Here is a 23685-nt window from a genome sequence, read left to right as displayed (position 1 = left end):
CCCCCACCGGCAGCCGGTCTGCACGGATCGCCTGGCATCCGGCTCGCGAATACCACGTGAGCCCAGACACTAACAGGGCAGCCGCCCGGCGCGCGCCACCGCGCGGACTCGAGATCCCGGCTTCCCCGCCACGACCCCACCGGGCAGACTGTCCTCGATGACCAGCACCACCCCGCCCGTCGCCCCGGCTTCCGCGATCTCCGGATTCCTGCCGGCGCTCGAGGGCATGCGCGGATTCGCCGCCGTCGGTGTCCTGATCACGCACGTGGCGTTCCAGACCGGGGCGGTGGACGATCCGGTGCTCGGCCGCATCTGGGGCCGGTTCGACCTGGCCGTCGCCCTGTTCTTCGCGCTGTCGGGCTTCCTGTTGTGGCGGCCGCACGCGGCGGCCGCGCGTGGTCTCGGGGCCGCGCCGCCCGCCGGGCGTTACCTGCTGTCGCGGGCCACCCGCATCCTGCCCGCGTACTGGGTGGTGGTGTGCGTCGTGCTGCTCCTGCTGCCCGGGGCGGGCAGCGGCTGGCGGCTGTGGCTGGCGAACCTGACCCTGGTGCAGGTGTTCGTGCCGCTGAGCCTCACCGAGGGACTGACCCAGATGTGGAGCCTGTCCGTGGAGGTGGCCTTCTATCTGTTGCTGCCGCTGTTCGCCGCGGCGCTCGCCGGGCTGCGCGGCGACCGGGCCCGGTTCCGCGTCCCGCTGCTGCTCGCCGTGAGCGCGCTGTCGCTGATGTGGGCGTGGCTGCCGGTCCCCACCCCGGGCCACATCAACCACGACAACTGGCTGCCGGGTTATCTGCCGTGGTTCGGCGCCGGCATGCTGCTCGCCGAACTCGTGTCGGGCGAACGGACCTGGGTGCACCGGCTCGCCTCCCACCGGGTGCTCATGGCGGGGATCGCCGTGGCCGCATTCGCGTTGTCCACCACGTCCCTCGGTGGGCCGGAGGGGCTCGTGACGCTCGAGCCGTGGCAGTACAACGGCAAGATCCTCCTCGGTGCGCTCATGAGTTTCGCGTTGCTGGCGCCGCTCGTCCTCGCGCCGCGCGCCGAGCACCGCATCCTGGCGAGCGGGCCGGCGCTGACCGTGGGCCGATGGTCGTACGGCATCTTCATCTGGCACCTGGCGGTGCTGTCCATCGTCTTCCCGGTCTTCGGGCTCATCCCGTTCCAGGGCGACTTCTGGTTCGTGCTCGCGGTCACGCTGGTGCTGAGCATCGCCGTCGCGTCGGTCAGCTACGCGCTCGTCGAGGAGCCGGTGCGCCGGGAGGTCAGGCGCCGCCAGCGCCGCGTCGCGACCACCGCAGAACGCGTCGCAGACTCCGCCGCGCCCTGAGCGAGACCGGCAGCGCCGCGAGCCCCAGCGCGACGAGCCCGCACAGCGCAGCGAACTGGATCGCGAACGAGTGCCCGACGTAGCCGCCCGGCGCTCGCCACGGCCCGGTGGACAGCAATGCCATCGCCGTCATGGTGGCGGCCCCGGTCACGACGACGAGCGTGCGGGCGGCCACGTCGCGGCCCCAGCGCGCGCCCACCGCCACGATCGCCACCGCCGCGACGATCGTCGTCGCCGCGCCCACCGCACCGGCCGCGAGGGTCGCGACGGCCAGCACGCCGGCGAAGCCGACGGTGGTGCTGCCCCACACCCGTGGCGGTGGCCCCGGGTTGGCGACGGGGCGCCGGCGCGGCCAGGCCGCGAGCGCGAACAGCGGCAGCAGCAGGAGCAGACCGCCGAAGATGCCGAGGCGGTACCAGCGGTCGGTGGCGAACTCGAGCGTCACGGTGCCACCGGCCCCGGCGGGCACGACCCAGCCCTGCTGCCAGCCGTCGACCACCACGGGCGTCAGTTCGGTGCCGTCCGCGGCCGTGGCGACCCAGCCGACGTTGGTGCTCTCCGGCACGACGACGATCCGCTCCCGCTCGGCCGCAGGCACCTCGAGTTCGCGCAGGTTCTCCGTCCAGGTGCCGACGGCGAGCTCGGTGGGTTCGGGCGACGGCGGGCTCACGGCGCCGGGCACCGGCAGCCGCAGCGTCCCGACGGTGAACGCCTGGCCGGGGTCCAGCTCGACGTCGACGTGCCCGGCGGGCAGCGGCGCGACGGTCTCGTCGCACAGGGTGGCGGGCACCTCGACCCCCGCGGCGAGGTCCGCGACGGTCGCGGTGACCGACGTCCGGTAGGTGCGGCCGTCGACGGTCAGCACGGGCCCGGCGTCGCACCCGACGGTGACCTGCCGCTCGTACACCGGGTCCTGCGGGCCGATCGGCCCGTCCGGGCCGAGCACGGTCACCTCCGCCAGTCCCGGCGGGCCGACCTTGGCGAAGCCGAGCACGGTCTGGTCCAGCACGTCGTCCCAGCCGACCAGGCTGAGCACTACCCGGTCCGTGACGTATGGTTCGAGATCGATTGTCGCTGTTGATGATTCGATATCGCGCACCTGCGGGCCGTTGCCGAGGTCGACGGCGACGCGGGTCGGCCGCGCCGGCAGCGGTCCCGGGCTCGGCGCCACCTCGAGGCCGGTGACCAGCTGCGGGGACGGCAGGTCGAGGGTGAGGGTCGGTCGCGGTGCCCCGGGCCGCACCGCCTCCTCCGACGCCGTCCACGTCGTCCGCGGATCACCGTCGGTGGCGGCGAACGCGGAGCCCTGCAGGTCCACGACGTCGGCGGCGCCGCGGGCGACCACCCGGTCCGGCAGCGCGGCGACCTCGGCGAGCGCCGGGCCGGGCCGTCCCCGCACCCACGGCTGCGGCGCCACCGACGTCGCGTCGGGCACCGACAGGGTGCGGGTGAAGACGTTCGGCTCCTCGGGTGCGACGGCCAGGCCCCGCGCGCACCGCACCCGGTCGGGGGTGTCGACGCAGCTGCCGCGGCCGGGCAGTTCCTGACCGAGGTTCCAGCCCCGCACGGCGGCCCCGGCGGCGACGTCCGGCAGCACGATCCGCTGCCGGATGTCGACGGGCCGCGGGTTGTCCCGGTCGGTGAAGTCGTCCACCGCCACCTCGGTCAGCCCGAACTGGTTGCCCACGGATCCGTCCTCGGTGCGGGTGGAGGTGATCCGGATCCAGGTCGTCCGTCCGAGCGGCAGCGCCACCGTCTGTTCCCGGCCGGGCTTCTCGATGCGCACGGCGGTGCTGCCGCGGTCGGTGGTCACCTCGAGCCATTTCACCGGCGTGCCGATCGCGCCGGGGCTGGTGCTCAGCCGGAGCAGCCCGGCCTCGATGGGCCGGTCGAGGTCGAGTTGCAGCCATTGCCCGACCGCGGACTCGAGGCCGTTGCTGTGCCAGCCGGTGGTCGGGTCGCCGTCGACGGTGGCCGCCGGCCCGCTGCCGACGGAGGTGCCGCCGAGCTGGGTGGCGTCCGACGCGGAGCTGGACACGCTGATCCGCGCGCCCTCCCACTCGGCGCGCACGAGGTCGGTGTCCGGCACCGGGTAGTCCGGCACGAGGTTGTAGGTGCGCCGCGGGTCGCCGGCGGCGCGGATCGCCGAGCTGTGGTGGTCGACCTGGCCGTAGTCGGTCTCCCGGTCGGTGGGGGTGTCGGTGACGACGACGTCGCCGACGGGCAGGCCGGCACGGCTCGCGTCGGCCGCGAGCAGCGCGGGGCCGGTGTTCCCCGGCTCGGCGTCGTCGAGCCGCAGCAGAGCCTCGGGACCGCCCTGGACGCGGGGAACGGTCGCCGCGTCCACGGCGTACGGGCCGACCGGCGCGCCGGGCACGTCCACGCGGTAGATCTCGATCGCCCGGTAGGCCGGTCGCAGGTCGGAGTCGGCGGTGAAGCCCTCCTCGAAGTTCCGGGTGATCTCGTTGCCGAACTCGGCGACCCGCACGAGCCCGGGGGAGCCCTCGATCGCCCGGTGCACGAGCACCGGCCGCGCCGACGGCGACGTCTCCGGGTCGAGGTCGTTGCGGATCACCACGTAGCCGATGCCCTGGCCGCGCAGCGTCGCCGCCAGGCCGGGGGTGGGCCGGCCGTCGGCGAGGTGCCGCTGCACCGCGTCCAGGGCCCGGATCGCGCCGGGCGGCACGAGCGGCACGGCGTCGCGGGAGGCCCACGGCGTCGACGCGAGCGGCTGGATCGGCTCGTCGCGGGTCAGGCCCCAGATCTGGCTGCCGAACGGGGCGCCCGGCACGATCAGCGCCCGTTCCCCGCGGGCCGAGGTGTGCTCGTCGAGCCACGCGGCGGTCTCGTGCCAGTATCCGGGCACCGCGTCGTAGGCACCGCGCGGGGCGAGCCGGCCGGTCCACGCGAGCGACGTCGCGAGGGTCAGCGCCACGAGGATCAGGGTGGTGAACGCGACCATGGGCTGGCGTTCGGGGTGGGCGAACGCGGTCCGGGCCTGCCGCCACGGCACCGCGCCGGGCAGCGGTACCCGGCGCAGCAGGTGCGCGAGCCCGAGCACGAGCGGCAACCGCACCAGCGGCTCGAGCTTGTGCACGTTGCGCAGCGGGGCGCCGGCCGAATCCAGGAAGAACCGCACCTGCTCGGCGATCGGCGAGCCGAGTTCACCGACGTACCCGGCGGCCAGCCCGGCGATGCCGGCGAACAGGATCAGCGCCCACCGCCCCCGGGCGGGCATCGACCGCATCGCCAGCCCCGCGAGGCCCGCGGCGGCGAGCAGGCCGGTGACGAGGACCGCCGCGGGCTGGGTGACGAGCACCGCGCCGGCGATGCGCTCGGGGGAGACGAACGGGGTCCAGCTGCCGGTGCCGCGCAGCACCTCCGCCAGCGACGTCCACTGCGTCGTCACCCCGGACGATTCGATGTAGTCCAGGAACGGGGGACTGACCCGGCCGAGCAGCAGCAGCGGCACGATCCACCACAGCACCGCGACGACGCAACTCGGGATCCACCACAGCGTGAACCGCCACCACCGCCGGTTCGGGCGGTGCGCGATCCACCACAGCCCGGCGACGAGGCACGCGGCGACGGTGGCGACGGCGTTGATCGCGCCCATGAGGGCCACCGCGACGGCGGACTGCGCGGCGAGCTGCGGTGCTCCCCGCCGGTGCGGGAGCGCCCGGTCGCCGTCGAGGTAGCGCACGAGCGGCAGCAGCACCCACGGCGCCAGCATCATCGGCAGCGTCTCCGACGAGATGGATCCGAGGGTGGTCAGCACGCGGGGCGAGAGTGCGAACGCCGCCGCGGCGATCAGCCGGGAACCACGGTTGCCGACGCCGAGCGCCTCGGCGAGCCGCACCACGCCCCAGAACCCGGCGAGCAGCAGCAGCGCCCACCACACCCGTTGGGTGATCCACGGGGGGACGTGCAGGAGCTGGCCGACGGCGAAGAAGGAGCCGTGCGGGAAGAAGTAGCCGTACGCCTGGTTCTGGACCTGGCCGAGCGGGGCGAGGCTGCTCCACTGGTGGGCGGCGCGGGTGAGGAACCCGAGGGGGTTCTGGGTCAGGTCGTACTTGGTGTCGGCGACGATCAGGCCGGGGGCCTGCGCGAACGCCAACAGCAGCGACACCACGGCGGCCCCGTACAACCACCGCCTGGAGAGGGGGTCGGCGGACGGTGCCCCACCGGGGTGGGGCACCGCGCCGTGGGAAGTGCGTGAACTCGTCGCGTGGATGGCGCCGTCAGCGGCTGCCGTACTCAACCTGGTTCAGCAGGGAGGAATCGGCGTTGCCGCTGCGGTCGACCTCCGGGCGGGTGTTCTCCTGAACCGCCGCCGTGACCCCGAACACCGCCACGGCGCCGAGGACGGCGCCGATCGCCGCGCTGACCAGGCCCGGGCCCAGGAACTTCGCCATACCCATCTCCCCATCGTCCGTCGTCGGCTTCCGTGTGCAGCCGACATTCGTCGTGCGCGACGGTGCCGGAACCGGTCCGGCGTCGTTGCGCTCCGCGTCAAGGTATCACCCGCGCGGGTGCGACTGTGGCCTGCTCCACTCGCGGCGGCCTAGAGGCCGAGCACGCCGAGCAGCGTGCGCAGCTTCGCGGTGGTCTCGTCGAGTTCGGCCTGCGGATCGGACGCCGCGACGATGCCCCCGCCGCCCCACGCGAGGGCCCGCCTGCCGTCGGCGCTGAGCTCGGCGCAGCGGATCGCCACCAGCCAGTCCCCGTCGCCGTCCCCGTCGCACCACCCCACGGCGCCGCCGTAGAAGCGACGGTCGCCCTCCGTGCTGCGGATCGCCGCGAGTGCGGCCTCGGTGGGCGTGCCGGCCACGGCCGGGGTCGGGTGCAGTGCCGCTGCCAGCGTCAGGGCGTCCGTGCGGGGGTCGCGCAGGGTGGCGGTGATCGGGGTGGCCAGGTGCCACACGTCGCTCGTGGCGGTCAGCACGGGCGTGCCCGGGATCTCCAGTTCGCTGCACAGCGGGGTCAGGCGGGAGCGGATCCAGTCGATGACGAACGCGTGCTCGGCGAGGTTCTTCGCCGAGGCGAGCAGCTGCCGGCCCGCCTCACGGTCGGCGCCGGGGTCGGCGCAGCGGGCGGCGGTGCCCGCGAGCGGACGGCACGTGACGGCGTCGCCGCGGCGGCTGACCAGCAGTTCGGGCGTCGCGCCGACCAGGGTGTGGCCGCGGTACCGCTCGCCGGCGGCGCTCAGGTCCGCCGCGTAGACGTGGGCGGTGGGGTGGCGCTCGGCCATCCGGGCCGCGAGGGCGAGCGGGTCGACGGGCGTCTCGGAGACGAGCGTGACCGAGCGCGCGGCGACGACCTTGTCGAGTTCGCCGCGGCCGAGCCGGTCGCGCAGCGCCGCGACCCGCGCGACGTGCTGCTGCGGCGCCGGGGTCTGCGCGGCGATCCGCACCGCAGGCAGGGCGGGCAGGGCGTCCGGTGGCTGCCACGCCGCGTCGGTCACGTCGGCGGTCTCCGGCTGGGTCAGCGCGGCGGGGCGCTCGGGATCGAAGGGCAGCGCGCCCACGATCAGGTCGGCCTCGCCGCGGCGCAACGCGAAAGAGGCCTCGGCGACGTCGGTGAACCGGCGGCGCGTCCCGGTGGTGTGCACGGTGCGATCGGCGCGGGAGAGCAGGAAACCGTCCATGGTGGGTCGACGATATCCCCCGCCCGCGCCCGGTACGCGCCGCGGCTAGCGCCCCGGGGGGACGATCAGCACGGGCCGATGGCTGTGGCGCAGCACGTGGTCGGCCACCGACGACTGCAGCAGCGAGCGCAGGCCCGTGGTGCCGCGGGTGCCGGTGACGATGATGTCGACGTTCAGCTCGTCGGCGGCCTCGACGATCGCGGTCCACACGGCACTGACCACCTCGAGGGTGCGGCCCTCCGCGGCGAGGCCGGCGGAGCGGGCGAGTTCGAGTCCCTCCGCGTTGATCACCTTCGCGTCGGTGAGGGCCACGTCCTCGGTTTCCTCGTCGGGTACCCACTCCGGCTGCATCACCCCCGACAGCCCGGACATGCGGGCGGCCTGACGGACCATCGGTTCCCAGGCCGTGACGACGACGGCGCGGCACGAGGCCAGGAATCGCCCCGCATACCGCACGGCCCGCTTGGCGTTCTCGGAGCCGTCGTAGGCGATGAGGATGAGATCTGCGGGCATCACGCGTCCCCTGCTGTCGTGGCGGTCCTTGGGGGGCACTTTACCCGTCGCCGCGGGTCGTCGGGGCAGGCGCGGCGGTGGTCGGCTACCGTCGGTGGCCATGCGGATCCGTCACACCCTCACCGTCGCGGTCGCGGCTGTCCTCGCCGTCGCCGGGTGCGGGGGACAGGACGCGCCCCGGACCCCGGAGCCCACGGCCGCCGCGACGTCGCAGGCCACGTCGACCGTCGCACAGTCGCCGTCGCCCGCCCCGATGGCGACCGCGTCACCCGCACCGTCCTGCGGCGACGAGCTGCTCGCGTCGCTGACGGTGCGGCAGCGGCTCGCCCAGCTGCTCAACGTCGGTGTCACCGGCACCGCCGACGCCCTCGAGGCGGTGCGGTCCGAACAGATCGGCGGGATCTTCGTCGGCAGCTGGACCGACGTGTCGATGCTGGCCAACAGGGAGATCCCGCAGGTGGTGGCGGCGAGCCGGTTGCCGCTGATGGTCACCATCGACGAGGAGGGCGGCCGGGTCTCGCGCGTGGGGGCGCTGTTCGGCCCCGATCCGTCGGCGCGGGTGACGGCGCAGACGATGACCGTCGAGGAGACGTACCGGATGGCGCTCGAGCGGGGCCGCGAGCTCCGCGAGCTGGGCGTCACCGTCGACTTCGCGCCGGACGTGGACGTGAGCAGTCAGCCGGACGACTCGGTGATCGGCGACCGCTCCTTCTCCGACGATCCGCAGGTGGTGGTGCAGTATGCCGGCGCCTATGCGCAGGGCCTGCGCGACGCGGGAATCCTGCCGGTGCTCAAGCACTTCCCGGGCCACGGTTCGGCGTCGGGCGACTCGCACACCGGTGCGGTCACCGCGCCGCCGCTCGACCAGCTGCAGCAGGTGGACCTGGTGCCGTACCGGGAGCTCGTGGATTCCGGGGTCGCGGTGATGCTCGGGCACCTCGACGTGCCGGGGCTGACCGAGGGACTGCCGGCGAGCATCAGCCCGCAGGCGGTGCAGTTGCTGCGGTCCGGAACCGGTTACGGTGCCCCGCCGTTCGACGGGGTGGTCTTCACCGACGACCTGTCGGGCATGCGGGCCATCACCGACACGTACGACATCACCGAAGCGGTGCAGGCGGCGCTCGCCGCCGGGGTGGACCAGGCGTTGTGGCTGACCACCGACGACGTCCCGCGGGTGCTCGACCATCTCGAACAGGCCGTGGCGACGGGAGCGCTGCCGGCCGCGCGGGTGGACGACGCGGTGCGCACCGTCGCGCGCGCCAAGGGCGCGCTGGACTGCTGAATCGGCGTCGGAAACCAGCTCCTTACTCTAGGGTAAGGAGCTGGGAGCATCGGGACTTGGAGGAGACATGGCCGGCGGTACCAAGCGACTGCCTCGCGCGGTGCGGGAACAGCAGATGCTGGACGCCGCCGTGGAGGTTTTCTCCGAGAACGGGTTTCACAATACCTCGATGGACGCCATCGCGGCCCGGGCCCAGATCTCCAAGCCGATGCTCTACCTGTACTACGGCTCGAAGGACGAACTGTTCGCCGCGTGCATCAGCCGGGAGGGGCAGCGGTTCGTCGAGGCCCTGACGCCCGCCGGTGATCCCGGGCTCACGCCACGCGATCAGCTGCGGGTGGCGCTCGAGTCGTTCCTCGGATTCGTCGACGCCCACCGCAACTCGTGGATGGTGCTCTACCGCCAGGCGATGTCCCAGCAGGCGTTCGCCGGGCAGGTGCGCAGCAGCCGGGACCGGCTCATCGAGCTCACCGCGCACCTGCTCGAATCGAGCACGCGCGACCCGGAGCCGGGAACCGACTTCGCCATCATGGCCGTTGCGCTCGTCGGCGCCGGCGAGGCCGTCGCCGACCGCATCGCCGGCGGCGAGATCGACGTGGAGAAGGCCGCCGATCTGCTCGAGAACCTGGCCTGGCGCGGCCTGGCCGGCAAGAAGCGCACCGACCACCAAGGCTGAGCAGCCCGCTACAGCGATGCCGGCGTGGCCGCCGCGCGCCGACCCGCGACGTCGCCCAGTGCGACGGACTCGTCCGCGAGCGCGCCGCGATCGACCGCCGCGCCGGCGGCAACGAGCTGCCGCACGATGCGGATGTCCTTCGGGCGGCCGAGGGCGATCGCCCCCACCAGCCGGTCGCCGCGCAGCGCGAGGGCCGTGAAGTCCCGGCCCTCGATCGACCCGCGCACCACGTAGTCGTCGTCGTGGCGGGACCAGCCGGCGAACTGCAGGTTGTGCCCGTACTGGTTGGACCAGCCCCACGGCACCTCCGCGGCGCCGAGCGGCTGCCCGAGGACGGACTTCGCGGCGGCGATGCCCTGGGCCCGGGCGCTGTTCCAGTTCTCCGTGCGGTGCCGGCCGCCGAGCACCGGGTTGGGCTGCTCCATCGCGTCGCCCGCGGCGTAGACCCCGGCGGCGGAGGTGCGGTAGGCCTCGTCGACGACGATGCCGTCGCCGACGGTCAGCCCGGCCGCGCGGGCGAGCGCGGTGTCCGGCACCGAGCCCACCGCGACGAGGGCGGCGCCGGCCGTCCAGGCGCGCCCGTCCTCGGCGGTGGCATGCACCCCGTCGTCGTCGCCGGTGAGGGAGCGCAGCGCGACGCCGGTGTGGACGGGCACGTCGCGTTCGGCGTGCAGGCCGACGTACATCTCGGCGACGGCGGGCGGCACGATGCGGGCGAGCGGCGACGGCGCGCTCTCGAGCACGGTGACCTCGGCTCCCAGTTCCCTTGCGGTGGAAGCGACTTCGCAGCCGATCAGGCCGGCGCCGACGACGAGGAGCGAACGGTGCGCCTCGATCGCGGCCCGCAGCGGGGCGACGTTCTCGGCCGTGCGCAGGCTCAGCACCCTGTCCCCGCCGTCGTGGTCCAGGTGGCGGGCACGGGCGCCCGTCGCCAGGATCACCGCGTCGTAGTCGAGAATCTCGTTGTCCCACAGCCGGAGCCGGTGACGCCGTGGGTCGAGCTCGACGACGCGGGTCTCGGTGCGCAGGTCGATGTCGTGGTCGGCCCAGTAGCCGGCCGGTTCGAGCTGTGCCCGTTCCGCGGTGATGCTGCCGGCGAGCAGGTCCTTCGACAGCACCGGCCGCCGGTAGGGCAGCGCGGCCTCCTCGCCGATCAGCACGACACGTCCGGCGAAGCCCTCCTTGCGCAGGGTCTGTGCGGCGGTCGCGCCGGCCACCCCGGTGCCGACGACGACGATCGTCTCGGTCATGTCCGGCTGACCTCGACCATCTCGAAATCGGACTTGGCGGCGCCGCAGTCCGGGCAGGACCAGTCGTCGGGGATCTCGTCCCATCGGGTGCCGGGGGCGATGCCGTCCTCCGGCCAGCCCTCGGCCTCGTCGTATTCGAATCCGCACTGCAGGCAACGGAAGAGCTTGTAGTTCGTGGTCATGTCAGCGTCCTTCGAAGTCGATCTTCTCGCGGACCCCGCAGTCGGGGCAGCACCAGTCGTCGGGAATCGCGTCCCAGGGTGTGCCGGCGGGGAAACCCTCGCGGGGCGCGCCTGCGGTCTCGTCGTAGACGTAGTTGCACACCGGGCACTCGTAGGCGGCCATCACTGCGCCCCGTACTCGGCGAGGACCTTGCCGCGCTTGCTCGGCTGGATGTTGGCGCGGGTGATGTCGCCGTCGTAGTGCTCGACGACGCGGTGGTCCATCACCTTGCGCCACAGCGGCGGGATGTAGGCGAGCCCGATCATGCTCGCGTAGCCGCTGGGCAGGTTGGGGGCGCCGTCCATGCTCCGCAGGGTCTGGTAGCGGCGGGTCGGGTTCGCGTGGTGATCGCTGTGCCGCTGCAGGTGGTACAGGAAGATGTTGGTGACGATGTGGTCGGAGTTCCAGCTGTTCGCGGGGGTGCAGCGCTCGTACCGGCCGGTGGCGGTCTTCTGCCGCAGCAGCCCGTAGTGCTCGAGGTAGTTCACCGTCTCGAGCAGGGAGAAGCCGTAGACGGCCTGCAGGATCAGGAACGGGATGATCACCGGGCCGAACACCGCGACGAGCACACCGAACAGGACCACCGACATCGCCCACGCGTTGAGGACGTCGTTACGCAGGGTCCACGGGCTCTTGCCGAGGCGCTGCAGGCGGGTCTTCTCGAGTTCCCACGAGGACTTCAGGCTGCCCCACACGCTGCGCGGCAGGAACGTCCAGAACGATTCGCCGAAGCGGGCCGAAGCCGGGTCCTCCGGGGTCGACACCCGCACGTGGTGGCCGCGGTTGTGCTCGATGTAGAAGTGGCCGTAAAAGGTCTGGGCCAGGGTGATCTTCGACAGCCACCGTTCGAGGTCGTCCTTCTTGTGGCCGAGCTCGTGGGCGGTGTTGATCCCGACACCACCCATCACGCCGACGCTGAACGCCAGACCGATCTTCGAGATCAGCCCCAGGCCGCCGTCGATCCCCAGCCAGGACAGGTTCCCGGTCGACCACAGGTAGCAGGCGAAGACGAGACTGGCCAGCTGGAACGGGATGTAGGCGTAGGTGCAGTACCGGTAGTACTTGTCGTTCTCGAGCATCTCCATCACCTCGTCCGGCGGGTTCTGCCCGTCGGGGCCGAAGAACCGGTCGAGGATCGGCAGCAGCACGTACACCAGAAGGGGACCGATCCACCACCACATCGGCGAGACCGCGGTCCAGCCGAGTTGGTTGAATCCCCAGATCAGTGCGGTCGCGAGGAAGATCGCCGTGGGCGGGATCAGCCCCATTAGCCACAGATACCGCTTGCGATCGCGCCACTGTTCCACCGGCGCCTGCGCGTACCGCCCGATGTCCGACGTCGTCACCGTTCGACCTCCCTGTCCCGTGAAGCGTCCAGTTCGAGGAGCCGGTATGAGCCAGCTCACTGTGATGTGGACAGTACAGGACATTTGGTCTCAGCGGTAGACAAAATATCGTAATTTGTAAAACGCTCGTCGCGCCGGCGGGGTTGTCCGTTTCCGCCGTCGACGCCGACTCCTTTACAGGCGGGGGTTGTGCGGCTAATCTACAACCAAATGGTTGTAGATCGGATTCGTGAAGACGCGGTGGACGAGCTGTTCCACGCCCTGGCGGACGCCACCCGACGGGACATCCTGCATCGCTGCGCGCGGACCGCGGCGTCGGTCTCGCGGCTGGCCGAGGCCTATCCCATGAGCTTTGCCGCGGTGCAGAAGCACGTGGCGGTACTCGAACGGGCCGGCCTCGTCAGGAAGGAACGACGCGGACGGGAGCAACTCGTGCACACCGACCCGGACGCGATCGACACGGCCCGGCGGGTGCTCGACCAGCTCGAGGGCGCCTGGCGGGAACGAGTGGATCGGATGTCGGCCCTGCTCACCGAGGAACCGGATCCGGCCCGGAACGACCCGAGGAAAGGACGACAACGATGAGCGTGACCAGCGTCGAGAAGGACTTCGACAGCCTGACCCTGACCTTGATCGCCGACTTCCGCGCACCGCTCGAACGGGTGTGGCAGTTGTGGGCCGACCCCCGGCAGTTGGAGCGGTGGTGGGGACCGCCGACCCACCCGGCGACCGTGGAGCAGCACGATCTGGTCCCGGGTGGCACCGTCACCTACTTCATGACCGGTCCCGAGGGGGACAAGTACCGCGGCTGGTGGAACGTCACCGCGGTCGAGCCCTCCGAGTCCCTGGAATTCACCGACGGATTCGCCGACGAGGACGGGACGCCGAACCTCGAGATGCCGACCACCACGGTGCGGATGCAGCTCGTCGAGCACGAGGGCGGCACCCGGATGCGGATTCTTTCCGCGTTCGCGTCCCGGGAGCAGATGGAGCAACTGGCCGGCATGGGTATGGAAGAAGGCCTGCGGCTCGCCGTCGGTCAGATGGACGCTCTGCTCGCCGGCTGATCCGCCGAGCGCGCCCCGCCCCCGCCCCCGCCCGAGCGAATGTATCGTTGATCTCCTCAGTGGGAGTCGACGATACATTCGCTCGGAGCGATTGCGGCGCAGCAGCTCTCAGCGCAGGGTGGCGGTGAGGTGCGGGTAGCCCTTCTTCGGGTGGCGCAGCGCCAGGTCCCAGCCGTCGGCGGCGCGTGCGGCGTAGAGGTTCACGGTCGCGGGCAACAGGACCGGCTTGCCGAACCGGACCGAGTACGTCGCGCGCGACGGGATGCGGCCCTCCACGGCCCGCAGCGCCGCGGCCGCGCTCCACATACCGTGCGCGATGGGCTTCGGGAACCCGAACGCCTTGGCGCCGAGCCGGGAGACGTGGATCGGGTTGCGGTCACCCGAGACCGATGCGTAGCGGTCGATCGTCTTCTGGTCCACTCGCAGCGTCGACGTCGGCACCGGAGGGATCTCCTCGGCCTTCGGTTCGGGCTTCGGCTGATCCGACAGCGAGGTGCGCTGCTGGTGCAGGAACGACGACGTCTGCCGCCACACCAGCTCCCGGCCGACGCTGATCTCGCTCACCAGGTCGACGAGCAGGCCCTTGCGGTGCTCCCGCAGGTTCTCGGCATGCACCCTCAGATCCAGCGGCTCGGTCACGGACACGGGCCGCACCTGCTCGATCACGTTCTCGGCATGGACGGAACCGACGGCGGCGAAGGGAAAGCCCTTCGACACCATCAGCTTCATCACGACGGGGAACGTCAGCGTGAACGGGTACGTCAGCGGGAGCGTGTCGCCGAAGCGCAGTCCGCACACCTTCGTGTACTCGGCCAGGTTGTCCGGGTCGACGCGCAGGCCGCGCAGCACGAGGGTGTCGTCGGGCAGGCGGTCGCCCGAGGCGCCCACGACGGGCAGCGCCGAGAGCGCCGCCCGCGCGTAGACGTCGAGAGTCGAAGGGCGCGAGGAGAGTTCGACGACAGCCATCACGCCCCCAGCATGGACTGGCCGCACACGCGCACGACCTGGCCGGTGACCGCGCTCGACGCCGGGTTGGCGAACCAGGCGACGGTCTCGGCGACGTCGACGGTCTGCCCGCCCTGCTGCAGCGAACTCATGAGGCGACCGGCCTCGCGGGTGGCCACCGGGATCGCTGCGGTCATGGCCGTCTCGATGAAGCCGGGTGCGACGGCGTTGATGGTGATGTTCTTCTCGGCCAGCACGGGCGCGGTGGCCTGCACCATCCCGATGACACCCGCCTTGGACGCGCCGTAGTTGGTCTGGCCGCGGTTGCCGGCGATGCCGGCGATCGACGACACGTCGACCACGCGGCCGCCCTCCTTCAGAGCGCCCTTCTCGACCAGCTTCTCGGTGATCTTCTGGGGGGCGAGCAGATTCACGGCCATGACGGCGTTCCACCGCGCGGCGTCCATGTTGGCGAGCAGCTTGTCGCGGGTGATGCCGGCGTTGTGGACGATGATGTCGGCGCCGCCGTGCCGCTCGAGCAGGTACTCGGCGAGCCTGTCGCCCGCGTCCGGGGCGGTGACGTCCAGGGCGAGGGAGACGCCGCCGACCTTGTTCGCGGTCTGCGAGAGGGCGTCGCCGGCCGCGGGGATGTCCGCGCAGACGACGTGCGCGCCGTCGCGGGCGAGTACCTCGGCGATCGTGGCGCCGATGCCGCGGGCCGCGCCGGTGACGACGGCGACCTTCCCGGCGAGCGGGCGCTCCCACGACTCGGGGGCCTTCGCGTCGCCGGCACCGACGCGGATCACCTGGCCGGAGACGAACGCGGACTTCGCGGACAGCAGGAAGCGCAGCGTGGATTCGAGGCCGGACAGGCCGGTGGCGGCATCGGGGGAGATGTACACCAGCTGGGCCGTCGCGCCGCGGCGCAGTTCCTTGCCGACGCTGCGGGTGAAGCCTTCGAGCGCGCGCTGGGCGATGCGCTCGTCCACGGAGGAGGCTTCCTCCGGGGTGGTGCCGAGCACCACGACGCGCCCGCTCGGGCCGAGCCCCTTGATCGCGGGCTGGAAGAAGGTGAACAGCTGCTCGAGGCCCGCGACATCCGTGATGCCGGTGGCGTCGAAGACGAGCGCCCCGTACGCGGTGTCGGCGGGATCGGCGAACGGGTAGTCGGACAGCAGAGTGCGGATCGGTTCGACGAGGCGGCCGTTGCCCCCGACGAGCAGCGGGCCGGCCAGCGGCGGCTGACCCGGCTCGTACCGGCGCAGCTTCTCCGGCTTCGGCAGGCCGAACTGCTTGGCGAGGAATGCTCCGGGCGCGGACCCGATCAACTGGGCATAGAGGCCGGGGGCGCTCTTGGTTTCAGCCACGATTCCACCTTCTCTGGTTCGGACGTCGGTATTGTCGGGAGGGGCCGACGGTGTGGTGTCGACAACGAACTTACTCGCGAGTAAGAATAGTAGCCAGAGTCTGTATCCACCAGCATCCCGGGAGACGTCAGTGACCACCACCGCCCGTTCCACGCAGCTGCGCCGTGTCGCAATCCTCGGCGGCAACCGGATCCCCTTCGCCCGGTCGGACCGCACGTACGCCCGCGCGTCGAACCAGGACATGTTCACCGCCACGCTCGACGGGCTGGTGAGCCGGTTCAACCTCCAGGGAGAGCGGCTCGGTGCCGTCGTCGGCGGGGCCGTCCTCAAGCACAGCCGCGACTTCAACCTGATCCGCGAGTGCGTACTCGGCAGCGCGCTGAACCCGCACACCCCCGCCTGGGACCTGCAGCAGGCCTGCGGCACCGGCCTGCAGTCGATCATCTCCGTCGGTGACGCCGTCGCCGCCGGCCGCATCGAGGCCGGCATCGGCGGCGGTGTCGACACCACCTCCGATGCCCCCATCGGCGTCAACAACGAGCTGCGCGAGTTCCTGCTCTCCCTCAACCGGGCCCGCTCGACCGGCGACCGCGTCAAGCTGCTCGGCCAGGTCCGGCCGTCGATGCTCGGCATCGAGATCCCCCGCAACGGCGAGCCCCGCACCGGTCTGTCGATGGGCGAGCACGCGGCGATCACCGCCAAGGAGTTCGGCATCGCCCGGGAGGCTCAGGACGAGCTGGCCGCCGCGAGCCACCGCAACATGGCCGCCGCCTACGATCGTGGCTTCTTCGACGACCTCGTCACCCCGTTCCTCGGCCTCACCCGCGACGACAACCTGCGCCCGGACTCGACGGTCGAGAAGCTCTCCGGCCTGAAGCCGGTGTTCGGCGTCGAGCTCGGCGGCGCCACCATGACCGCGGGCAATTCGACCCCGCTCACCGACGGTGCGTCGGCGGCGCTGCTGTCGTCGGAGGAGTGGGCTGCGGAGCGCAGGCTGCCCGTGCTCGCCTACCTCGTGGACTCGGAGACCGCGGCGGTCGACTACGTCCACGGTGGCGACGGCCTGCTCATGGCCCCCACCTACGCGATCCCGCGGCTGCTGAAGCGCAACGGCCTGACGCTGCAGGACTTCGACTTCTACGAGATCCACGAGGCGTTCGCCTCCGTCGTCCTGGCCACGCTCCAGGCGTTCGAGTCGGAGGAGTACTGCAAGGGCCGGCTCGGTCTGGACGCTCCGCTCGGGTCCATCGACCGCAGCAAGCTCAACGTCAACGGCTCGTCGCTGGCGGCCGGGCACCCGTTCGCCGCGACGGGTGGCCGCATCGTCGCGTCCCTGGCGAAGATGCTGCATGAGAAGCGGCAGGAGACCGGCAAGCCCGTGCGGGGCCTCATCTCGATCTGCGCCGCAGGTGGGCAGGGTGTGACCGCCATCCTCGAGGCCTGAGCCGACCCCGGCGGCCCCGTCCGGAAAAAATCCCGGAAGTCTGTAACGCCCCGGCGGGGCCGCCGATAAACCAGTCGACCTCGCGTTGCTGCCTGACCCCCGACCTGGCGGCAACGCGAGGTCTTTCGCTTGTCCGCGGGGGCTCGGACCGCCCATCGGCTCGGGGGCGCCGGGAACCCGACATTAGGCTGGATACCGAGTGGTGCGCCCGATCCGGGGCGCACCCCGGTGAAAGGACATGGGTGAGCGGCAAGAGCGGGACGAACGACCCCGAGGACGGCCAGGACGAGGTTCGGTCCGCCGTCCCCGAGCCGGAGGCGACGCCCCAGGACGCCGCCGGCAACCGGACGGAGGCCGTCCCCGTGGCGAGCGCCGAGCCCACCCCGCCCCCGCAGCCCGTCGCCGGCGACGTTGCCGGGGCACCCGAGCAGGTCCCGGACGCCGAGCCGGAACCGCCGGCGGACGCCGACGTGCCGCCCTGGGAGGCGCCCACTGCCGTGCTGCCCGTCGTCGCGCCGGCGTCCGGCCGCACCGACGCCGACGTCGAGACCGAGGTCATCCCCACCCTGTCGGACGACGCCTCCCGGGAGCCGGCCACCGAGCAGGAATCGGCCCCTCGGCCGGCGACCGTACCTCCCGAGTCCGGCACCCCGGCCGGACCGCCCCCGGCCGAGCCACCACCGCCCGGACCGCCCCCGGCCGAGCCGGCGCAGGCCGGACCCGGACGCGACGGCGGTCCGCCCTGGCGTCGCATCGCGCTGGTGGTCGGCGGCGTCGCCGCCGTGCTCGCCGCCCTCTACGTCGGCGACCTCGCCGTCTCGTCGGGCAACGTGCCGCGCGGCGTCACCGTCGCCGGTATCGAGATCGGCGGGCGGTCGGTCGCGGAGGCGGAACAGATACTGCGGACCGAACTCGGGCCGCGCGTCGACGAGCCCGTGACCGTCACGGCGGGCGACGTGGCCGCGCAGATCGTGCCGGCGCAGGCGGGTCTGGACGTCGACTGGGAGCACACCCTCGACCGCATCGGATCGCAGCCGCTCGACCCGATCACCCGCGTGGCGTCGTTCTTCGGCGGCGGCAACGAGATCGGCGTCGTGTCGACGCGCGACGACGCCGCGCTGTCGGCGGCGATCGGCGGCGTCCGCGCGGTCGCCGACCGGCCGCCACGGGAGGGCAACCTCGTGTTCGACGGGGCGACCCCGGTGCCCGTGCCGCCGCTGCCCGGGCAGACGCTCGATGCGGAGGCCTCCGCAGACCTGTTCGCCGAACGCTGGGCGTTCGGCGACGTCGCGTTCCCCGTCGAGACGGTCGAGGTGACGGTCACGCCCGAGGGACTCGAACGCGCACTGCGAGACGTCGCGGACCCCGCCGTCGCAGCCGACGTGACGGTCCGCGGTCGCGACGGGGCCGTCGCGACCCTGCCCAGCGACCGTGTCGGCGCCGTGCTGACCTTCGTGCCCGACGGCAACGGGGGACTGACCCCGCAGTACGGGATCGAGGCCGCGACCGAGATCCTCCGGCCGCAACTGGCCGCGACCGAGGTGGAGCCGAAAGACGCCCGGATCGTGCTCGAGGGCGGGGGCCCGACGGTGATCCCGTCGGTCGACGGCGAGCTCGTCGACTGGGCGGTCAGCCTCGAAGCGCTGCCGCAGCTGCTGGCCGCGCCGGGGGAGCGGGTGACCGACGCCGTGTACAAGCCGGTCACTCCCAAGCTGACCACGGAGGCCGCCGAGAAGCTGGGCATCCGCGAGGTGATCGGCGAGTTCACCACCGGGGGCTTCGAGTACGCCTCGGGCGTGAACATCCGCCTGGCGGCCTCGGAGATCAACGGTGCGCTGGTCAAGCCGGGGGAGACGTTCTCGCTCAACGGCTACACCGGCCCGCGCGGCGCGGCGCAGGGGTACGTCGAGTCCGGCATCATCAACAACGGACGCCCATCCAAAGCGGTGGGCGGCGGCATCAGCCAGCTCGCGACCACCCTGTACAACGCGACGTACTTCGCAGGCATGGAGGATGTCGAGCACACCGAGCACAGCTACTACATCTCCCGGTACCCGGCGGCCCGGGAGGCGACGGTCTTCGAGGGTGCGATCGACCTGAAGTTCCGCAATCCTTTCGACACCGGGGTGCTGATCCAGGCGATCGGCACGTCGTCGGACATCACGGTGCGGATCTGGGGCACCAAGACCGTGGACGTCGAATCCGTGACCGGTCCCCGCACGAACTTCACGGCGCCGAACACGATCACGCTGCCGGCCGGGCCGGGGTGCATCCCGTCGAGCGGCGCGCAGGGCTTCACCGTGAGCGACACCCGCATCATCACCGACGCGGCCACCGGCCGGCAGATCTCGAGCACCACCCGCACGGTCCGCTACGACCCGGTGCCCGTGGTGCGCTGCGTCAGCGCCGAGCCGGAGCCCGCGCCGGAGGCGGCACCGGCCGCGCCGTCGCAGCCGACGCCCGGGGAGGCGGAGACGCCCGGAGGCGGCGCGGAGGCACCCGCCGGCGCGCGACCGGCCGTGACGACGACCCCGCAGCCCGCCCCGAGCACCCCGGACGAATCCGGGGATGCGCCGGCCGCGGCCCCCGCGGGAACGTCGCAGACCGGCACGCCGTAGCGCGGAACCAGCCTGCACACGACTGTGCCCTCCCGTTACGAAACGGGAGGGCACAGTCCTGTGTACTACCTACTCACTCGGATCCGAGCCGAGCCGGGCCGAGCCGGGCCGAGCGAATGTATCGTTCAGCTCCTCAGCGGTAGCGGACGATACATTCGCTCACCTGCCGCGGCCACCTGCCACGCTCACCTGCCGCGGCCACCTGCCACGCTCACCTGCCACGGCTCAGAAGGCCGCTTCGTCGAGCTCCATGATGTCGAGGTCGACGTTCGCGACGATGCCGCGCACGGCGGTCAGCTCGGGCAGGACGTTCTTGGCGAAGAAGCCGGCGATGGCGACCTTGCCTTCGTAGAACGCCTTGTCCTTGGCGTCCGGGCCGGCGTCGAGGGCCGCGAGGGCGATCTCGGCCTGCTCGAGCAGGCGCCAGCCGATGAGCAGGTCACCGAAGGCGAGCAGGAACCGCACCGAGCCCAGACCCACCTTGTACAGCTCGGTCGGCTGTTCCTGGGCGCCCATGAGGAAGCCGGTCAGGGTGGCGGTCATGGCCTGGACGTCCTCGAGGGCCGTGGCGAGCAGGGCCCGCTCGGACTTGAGGCGCTCGTCGGCGCTGTCGGAGGCGAGGAACTTCTGGATCTGGCCGGTGAGGTGGGCGAGGGCGACGCCGCGGTCGCGGGCGATCTTGCGGAAGAAGAAGTCCTGCGCCTGGATGGCGGTGGTGCCCTCGTAGAGGGAGTCGATCTTCGCGTCGCGGATGTACTGCTCGATCGGGTAGTCCTGCAGGAAGCCGGAGCCGCCGAGGGTCTGCAGCGAGTCGGTCAGGTACTGGTAGGCGCGCTCGGAGCCGACGCCCTTGACGATGGGCAGCAGCAGGTCGTTGACGCGGTGCGCCAGCTCGTGGTCGGCGCCGGAGATCTGCTCGGCGACGACGTCGTCCTGGTGGGCGGCGGTGTAGAGGTAGACCGCGCGCAGACCCTCGGCGTAGGCCTTCTGCATGGCCAGGGCGCGCCGCACGTCCGGGTGGTGGGTGATGGTGACCCGGGGGGCGGTCTTGTCGGTCATCTGGGTCAGATCGGCGCCCTGGACGCGTTCCTTGGCGTAGGCCAGGGCGTTGAGGTAGCCGGTGGAGAGGGTCGCGATGGCCTTGGTGCCCACCATCATGCGGGCGTGCTCGATGACGTCGAACATCTGGGCGATGCCGTTGTGGACCTCGCCGACGAGCCAGCCCTGGGCGGGCACGCCGTGGCCGCCGAAGGTGACCTCGCAGGTGGCGGACGCCTTCAGGCCCATCTTGTGCTCGACGTTGGTGACGAACACGCCGTTGCGCTCGCCCATCTCGTTCTTCTCGAAGTCGAAGTGGAACTTCGGGACGAAGAACAGCGACAGGCCCTTGGTGCCGGGGCCGGCGCCCTCGGGGCGGGCGAGGACGAGGTGGAAGATGTTTTCGAACAGATCGTCGGAGTCGGCGGAGGTGATGAACCGCTTGACGCCCTCGATGTGCCAGGAGCCGTCGTCCTGCTTGATCGCCTTGGTGCGGCCGGCGCCGACGTCGGAACCGGCATCGGGCTCGGTCAGGACCATGGTGGCGCCCCAGCCGCGTTCGACGATGGTCGCGGCCCACTTCTTCTGCTCGTCGGTGCCGTTGGCGTGGAGCACGCCGGCGAAGGACGGACCGGCGGCGTACATGAAGGCGGCCGGCTGGGCGCCGAGCATCATCTCGTTGACGGCCCAGCTCAGGGCGCGCGGCGCCGGCGTTCCGCCGATCTCCTCCTCGAGGCCCATGGACCAGTAGCCGGCCTCGTACCAGGAGTTGAACGCCTTCTTGAAGCCTTCGGGCAGCGAGACCGAGTGGGTCTCGGGATCGAAGACCGGGGGAGTGCGGTCGGTTTCGGCGAACGACTCCGCTGCGGGGCCCTCGGTGAGGGTCTTCACCTCGGCCAGAATGCCACGAGAGGTCTCCTCGTCGAGGTCACCGAACTTCCCGGCCTCGAGGAGCGTCTGAATCTTCAGCACCTCGAAGAGGTTGAACTCCAGATCCCGGAGGTTGCTCTTGTAATGGCCCATGTCTGCGCTACTCCCAGTGAGATGGTGCGGTCAAGCAGTGTTCGAGTACCGCCCAAGTTATTACTCGTCGGTAACATCCGCCTATGTTACCCGCCGGGCAACTAACTGCCAAGGGTCGGTTTGCGTGCCACGACCAGTGCGTCGATCGCCATTCCTGCGTCCGTTTCCCGCATTCTTCGCTCGGCGGTCCGGATATCCAGCCGGTCGTGCATTTCCTCGGCGAGATCCGTTGGTGTGTAGAGGATCTCGGGATCGCGAGGACCTCCGACGCCCTCGGCGGGATTGGTCGAATCGTGCCCCAGAAATATGAGGATTCCGTCAGGTTTCAGGGCCGCGATCACATTGTCGATCAATGCTCGTCGCTGTGGCGGAGGGAAATGGAGATAGGCGGAGAGGACGAGATCATATTCGGCGTCGAAGGTGACCTCGGTCACGTCGGCGCACGCGTACGTCAGACGCTCACGCACCCGTCGCGGCGCCTGCGCCGCGATCGCCCGGGCCTTGTCCACCGCCACCCGGGAGAAGTCGACGCCGGTCACCTCCCAGCCGCGCGTGGCCAGCCAGAGCGAGTGCCGGCCCTCGCCGCACCCCAGATCCAGTGCCCGGCCGTGCGGCAGCGACGTCGCGAACTCGACGATCACCGGGTTCGGCGGCGATCCCCACACCGTCTCGCTCTCCGCATACCGCGCATCCCACTCCTGTGCGTCCATGGACGCACGGTAGCCCGGACGCCACGCCGGTCAGGGGTGGAGCGTGGTACGCAGCAGCAGCACGTTGTAGTTCTGGTGCACGGTCGTGAGGAAGTACAGGTCCGGACCCGACGACCACGGGTGGATGTACGCGCCGTACGCCGTCGGCAGCTCCCGGGTGTCGACGACGACCTCCGGCGCGCTCCACGGGCCGGTGGGCGACGGGGCGCGGCGCAGCACCACGGAGTTGTGGCCGTCGGTGGTCAGCAGCACGAACTGCCCGAGGTAGTTGTTCCACTGCACCGACAGCTCGGCCGCGCCGCCCGCCATCACCGGGCGGGCCGCATTCACGTCGCGCACCCACGCGCCGCCGTCCCAGTACTCGTACGCCGCGAGATCGAGCATCTGCAGTTCCGGCACGCGCGCCAGGTGCACCAGGCCGCCGCGGCCGGGCGGCGTTCCGTACTGATAGACGAACCCGCCGTGCCGGACGAAGGCGCCCATCTGAAAGTTCCGGTTCCCGCCGACGCTCGGCCGCTCGGTCTGCGGCGCCACCGTCCAGTTCTCCCCGTTGTCGTGGGAGAAGGCCAGCCCCGAGAAGTTGGTTTCCCACGAGCCGGCCTGCCCCCAGTTCTTCACCGACATCAAGCTCAGGAACTGGGTGTCGCCGACGGCGATCCCCGCGGTGGGGATCCGGCTGATCTCCACGAACGGGATCTTCGGGCTCGGTACGAGTTCCTTCGCCTGACCGAAGAAGTCACGGGCCGCGCTGTCGAACGTCATTCCGTCCGTGAGGTTGCGGTCCGAGCTGCGGAACAGCGCGCTGCTGCGCCAGGCCCAGATGCTGCCCGAGAGAAGGTTGGGCAGCCCGAGGCCCGCCGTGTCGCCGAACGCGGTCAGCACCTGGCCGCGGCCGTTGTCCCACATGACGCCGAGGTCGGTGCCGAGCACGTTCATGTCCTGCGTGCGGTTGGTGCTGAGCATCCCGGTCTGCTGCGCCACCACCTGGGTGCGGCCGCGCAGCTCCGGCAGGCCGTTGACCCCGTTGAGTCCCGGGATGGGATTGATCGCGTTCGGGTTCGCCGCCACAGTGCCCGCGAACGGAACCACCGTCACGGCGGCACAGGTCAGCGCAAGGACTCCGAGGCGGGCGGAAGCACGTCGGTAACCCCCATTACGTGTGTGCACGGCCACAGACGGTAACAGGAGGTGGCAGTAGTCACACGCGGTC

Annotated in this window: 20 protein-coding genes; 7 read left to right on the top strand and 13 right to left on the bottom strand. The window is 71.6% G+C overall.

The annotated features are described in order from the left end of the window. Nucleotides 1-157: 157 nt before the first annotated feature. Nucleotides 158-1327, top strand: coding sequence for an acyltransferase (locus HFP48_RS23145; RefSeq protein WP_050035910.1), 1170 nt, complete (start codon nucleotides 158-160; stop codon nucleotides 1325-1327). Here HFP48_RS23145 and HFP48_RS23140 read toward each other — a convergent pair. The 4 genes from HFP48_RS23140 to HFP48_RS23125 form a co-directional block, all read right to left on the bottom strand. Continuing rightward, nucleotides 1263-5459, bottom strand: coding sequence for an alpha-(1->3)-arabinofuranosyltransferase (locus HFP48_RS23140; RefSeq protein ID WP_239010550.1), 4197 nt, complete (start codon nucleotides 5457-5459; stop codon nucleotides 1263-1265). The two genes, HFP48_RS23145 and HFP48_RS23140, sit on opposite strands and share 65 nt — an antisense overlap. A gap of 109 nt (nucleotides 5460-5568) precedes the next feature. Continuing rightward, nucleotides 5569-5742, bottom strand: a complete 174-nt coding sequence (locus HFP48_RS23135) for a DUF2613 domain-containing protein (protein ID WP_006940271.1) — start codon at nucleotides 5740-5742, stop codon at nucleotides 5569-5571. Between the two features lie 149 nt (nucleotides 5743-5891). Further along, nucleotides 5892-6974 (bottom strand): isochorismate synthase, encoded by a 1083-nt coding sequence (locus HFP48_RS23130; protein WP_006940273.1) that lies wholly within the window; start codon nucleotides 6972-6974, stop codon nucleotides 5892-5894. Between the two features lie 45 nt (nucleotides 6975-7019). After that, nucleotides 7020-7487 carry a universal stress protein gene (locus tag HFP48_RS23125; RefSeq protein WP_006940275.1) on the bottom strand — a complete coding sequence of 156 codons (468 nt, stop codon included), beginning with the start codon at nucleotides 7485-7487 and terminating at the stop codon, nucleotides 7020-7022. Nucleotides 7488-7587: 100 nt separating this feature from the next. On the opposite strand from HFP48_RS23125, the gene HFP48_RS23120 reads away from it, so the two are divergent. Both HFP48_RS23120 and HFP48_RS23115 read left to right on the top strand, forming a co-directional pair. Further along, nucleotides 7588-8769, top strand: a complete 1182-nt coding sequence (locus HFP48_RS23120; protein ID WP_072636267.1) for a glycoside hydrolase family 3 N-terminal domain-containing protein — start codon at nucleotides 7588-7590, stop codon at nucleotides 8767-8769. Nucleotides 8770-8836: 67 nt separating this feature from the next. Next, nucleotides 8837-9445 carry a TetR/AcrR family transcriptional regulator gene (locus HFP48_RS23115; protein ID WP_006940279.1) on the top strand — a complete coding sequence of 203 codons (609 nt, stop codon included), beginning with the start codon at nucleotides 8837-8839 and terminating at the stop codon, nucleotides 9443-9445. A gap of 8 nt (nucleotides 9446-9453) precedes the next feature. Here HFP48_RS23115 and HFP48_RS23110 read toward each other — a convergent pair whose 3' ends face one another. Genes HFP48_RS23110 through HFP48_RS23095 form a run of 4 tightly spaced genes read right to left on the bottom strand, consistent with a single transcriptional unit; the run spans nucleotide 9454 to nucleotide 12263 of the window. Next, nucleotides 9454-10695, bottom strand: a complete 1242-nt coding sequence (locus HFP48_RS23110) for an FAD-dependent oxidoreductase (RefSeq protein WP_168580112.1) — start codon at nucleotides 10693-10695, stop codon at nucleotides 9454-9456. Beyond that, a complete protein-coding gene (locus tag HFP48_RS23105; RefSeq protein ID WP_006940282.1) occupies nucleotides 10692-10877 on the bottom strand; it encodes a rubredoxin in 186 nt (61 codons plus the stop codon). The genes HFP48_RS23110 and HFP48_RS23105 overlap by 4 nt, the downstream gene beginning before the upstream one ends. 1 nt (nucleotide 10878) lies before the next feature. Further along, nucleotides 10879-11040 carry a rubredoxin gene (locus HFP48_RS23100; RefSeq protein WP_003939211.1) on the bottom strand — a complete coding sequence of 54 codons (162 nt, stop codon included), beginning with the start codon at nucleotides 11038-11040 and terminating at the stop codon, nucleotides 10879-10881. Further along, nucleotides 11040-12263: an alkane 1-monooxygenase gene (locus HFP48_RS23095; RefSeq protein ID WP_168580111.1), complete on the bottom strand. Its 1224-nt coding sequence runs from the start codon at nucleotides 12261-12263 to the stop codon at nucleotides 11040-11042. The genes HFP48_RS23100 and HFP48_RS23095 overlap by 1 nt, the downstream gene beginning before the upstream one ends. Nucleotides 12264-12473: 210 nt before the next feature. Here HFP48_RS23095 and HFP48_RS23090 point away from each other — a divergent pair, with 210 nt between their 5' ends. Further along, complete coding sequence (locus tag HFP48_RS23090) at nucleotides 12474-12848, top strand: metalloregulator ArsR/SmtB family transcription factor (protein WP_029546042.1); 375 nt, start codon at nucleotides 12474-12476, stop codon at nucleotides 12846-12848. Continuing rightward, nucleotides 12845-13330 carry an SRPBCC domain-containing protein gene (locus HFP48_RS23085; RefSeq protein WP_168580110.1) on the top strand — a complete coding sequence of 162 codons (486 nt, stop codon included), beginning with the start codon at nucleotides 12845-12847 and terminating at the stop codon, nucleotides 13328-13330. Before HFP48_RS23090 ends, HFP48_RS23085 begins: the two co-directional genes overlap by 4 nt. A 108-nt stretch (nucleotides 13331-13438) precedes the next feature. Here HFP48_RS23085 and HFP48_RS23080 read toward each other — a convergent pair whose 3' ends face one another. Both HFP48_RS23080 and HFP48_RS23075 read right to left on the bottom strand, forming a co-directional pair. Next, a complete protein-coding gene (locus tag HFP48_RS23080; protein WP_029546038.1) occupies nucleotides 13439-14296 on the bottom strand; it encodes a MaoC/PaaZ C-terminal domain-containing protein in 858 nt (285 codons plus the stop codon). Beyond that, nucleotides 14296-15642 (bottom strand): 3-oxoacyl-ACP reductase, encoded by a 1347-nt coding sequence (locus HFP48_RS23075; RefSeq protein ID WP_072636263.1) that lies wholly within the window; start codon nucleotides 15640-15642, stop codon nucleotides 14296-14298. Before HFP48_RS23075 ends, HFP48_RS23080 begins: the two co-directional genes overlap by 1 nt. 130 nt (nucleotides 15643-15772) lie before the next feature. On the opposite strand from HFP48_RS23075, the gene HFP48_RS23070 reads away from it, so the two are divergent. Together HFP48_RS23070 and HFP48_RS23065 are read left to right on the top strand one after the other, a co-directional pair. After that, nucleotides 15773-17086 (top strand): acetyl-CoA C-acetyltransferase, encoded by a 1314-nt coding sequence (locus tag HFP48_RS23070; protein ID WP_006931659.1) that lies wholly within the window; start codon nucleotides 15773-15775, stop codon nucleotides 17084-17086. 242 nt (nucleotides 17087-17328) lie between these two features. Further along, nucleotides 17329-19704, top strand: a complete 2376-nt coding sequence (locus HFP48_RS23065; RefSeq protein WP_210432780.1) for a VanW family protein — start codon at nucleotides 17329-17331, stop codon at nucleotides 19702-19704. Nucleotides 19705-19929: 225 nt separating this feature from the next. Here HFP48_RS23065 and HFP48_RS23060 read toward each other — a convergent pair whose 3' ends face one another. The 3 genes from HFP48_RS23060 to HFP48_RS23050 form a co-directional block, all read right to left on the bottom strand. Continuing rightward, a complete protein-coding gene (locus tag HFP48_RS23060; RefSeq protein ID WP_050035906.1) occupies nucleotides 19930-21765 on the bottom strand; it encodes an acyl-CoA dehydrogenase in 1836 nt (611 codons plus the stop codon). Nucleotides 21766-21866: 101 nt separating this feature from the next. Continuing rightward, on the bottom strand, nucleotides 21867-22475 hold the full coding sequence (locus HFP48_RS23055) for a class I SAM-dependent methyltransferase (protein WP_168580109.1): 609 nt from the start codon (nucleotides 22473-22475) through the stop codon (nucleotides 21867-21869). A 30-nt stretch (nucleotides 22476-22505) separates the two neighbouring features. After that, nucleotides 22506-23570, bottom strand: coding sequence for a DUF4185 domain-containing protein (locus tag HFP48_RS23050; protein WP_203329890.1), 1065 nt, complete (start codon nucleotides 23568-23570; stop codon nucleotides 22506-22508). Nucleotides 23571-23685: the final 115 nt, after the last annotated feature.

It is taken from the genome of Rhodococcus sp. DMU1, assembly GCF_012272955.1.
GTDB classification, from domain to species: domain Bacteria; phylum Actinomycetota; class Actinomycetes; order Mycobacteriales; family Mycobacteriaceae; genus Rhodococcus; species Rhodococcus aetherivorans.
This window is presented reverse-complemented; position numbering and strand designations above follow the sequence as displayed.

What these genes read in the sequence shown, in the direction of transcription:
- HFP48_RS23145 (WP_050035910.1), top strand. Translation starts at nt 158, where the DNA reads ATGACCAGCACCACCCCGCCCGTCGCCCCGGCTTCCGCGATCTCCGGA.
- HFP48_RS23135 (WP_006940271.1), bottom strand. Translation starts at nt 5,742, where the DNA reads ATGGCGAAGTTCCTGGGCCCGGGCCTGGTCAGCGCGGCGATCGGCGCC.
- HFP48_RS23130 (WP_006940273.1), bottom strand. Translation starts at nt 6,974, where the DNA reads ATGGACGGTTTCCTGCTCTCCCGCGCCGATCGCACCGTGCACACCACC.
- HFP48_RS23125 (WP_006940275.1), bottom strand. Translation starts at nt 7,487, where the DNA reads ATGCCCGCAGATCTCATCCTCATCGCCTACGACGGCTCCGAGAACGCC.
- HFP48_RS23120 (WP_072636267.1), top strand. Translation starts at nt 7,588, where the DNA reads ATGCGGATCCGTCACACCCTCACCGTCGCGGTCGCGGCTGTCCTCGCC.
- HFP48_RS23115 (WP_006940279.1), top strand. Translation starts at nt 8,837, where the DNA reads ATGGCCGGCGGTACCAAGCGACTGCCTCGCGCGGTGCGGGAACAGCAG.
- HFP48_RS23110 (WP_168580112.1), bottom strand. Translation starts at nt 10,695, where the DNA reads ATGACCGAGACGATCGTCGTCGTCGGCACCGGGGTGGCCGGCGCGACC.
- HFP48_RS23105 (WP_006940282.1), bottom strand. Translation starts at nt 10,877, where the DNA reads ATGACCACGAACTACAAGCTCTTCCGTTGCCTGCAGTGCGGATTCGAA.
- HFP48_RS23100 (WP_003939211.1), bottom strand. Translation starts at nt 11,040, where the DNA reads ATGGCCGCCTACGAGTGCCCGGTGTGCAACTACGTCTACGACGAGACC.
- HFP48_RS23090 (WP_029546042.1), top strand. Translation starts at nt 12,474, where the DNA reads ATGGTTGTAGATCGGATTCGTGAAGACGCGGTGGACGAGCTGTTCCAC.
- HFP48_RS23085 (WP_168580110.1), top strand. Translation starts at nt 12,845, where the DNA reads ATGAGCGTGACCAGCGTCGAGAAGGACTTCGACAGCCTGACCCTGACC.
- HFP48_RS23080 (WP_029546038.1), bottom strand. Translation starts at nt 14,296, where the DNA reads ATGGCTGTCGTCGAACTCTCCTCGCGCCCTTCGACTCTCGACGTCTAC.
- HFP48_RS23060 (WP_050035906.1), bottom strand. Translation starts at nt 21,765, where the DNA reads ATGGGCCATTACAAGAGCAACCTCCGGGATCTGGAGTTCAACCTCTTC.
- HFP48_RS23055 (WP_168580109.1), bottom strand. Translation starts at nt 22,475, where the DNA reads ATGGACGCACAGGAGTGGGATGCGCGGTATGCGGAGAGCGAGACGGTG.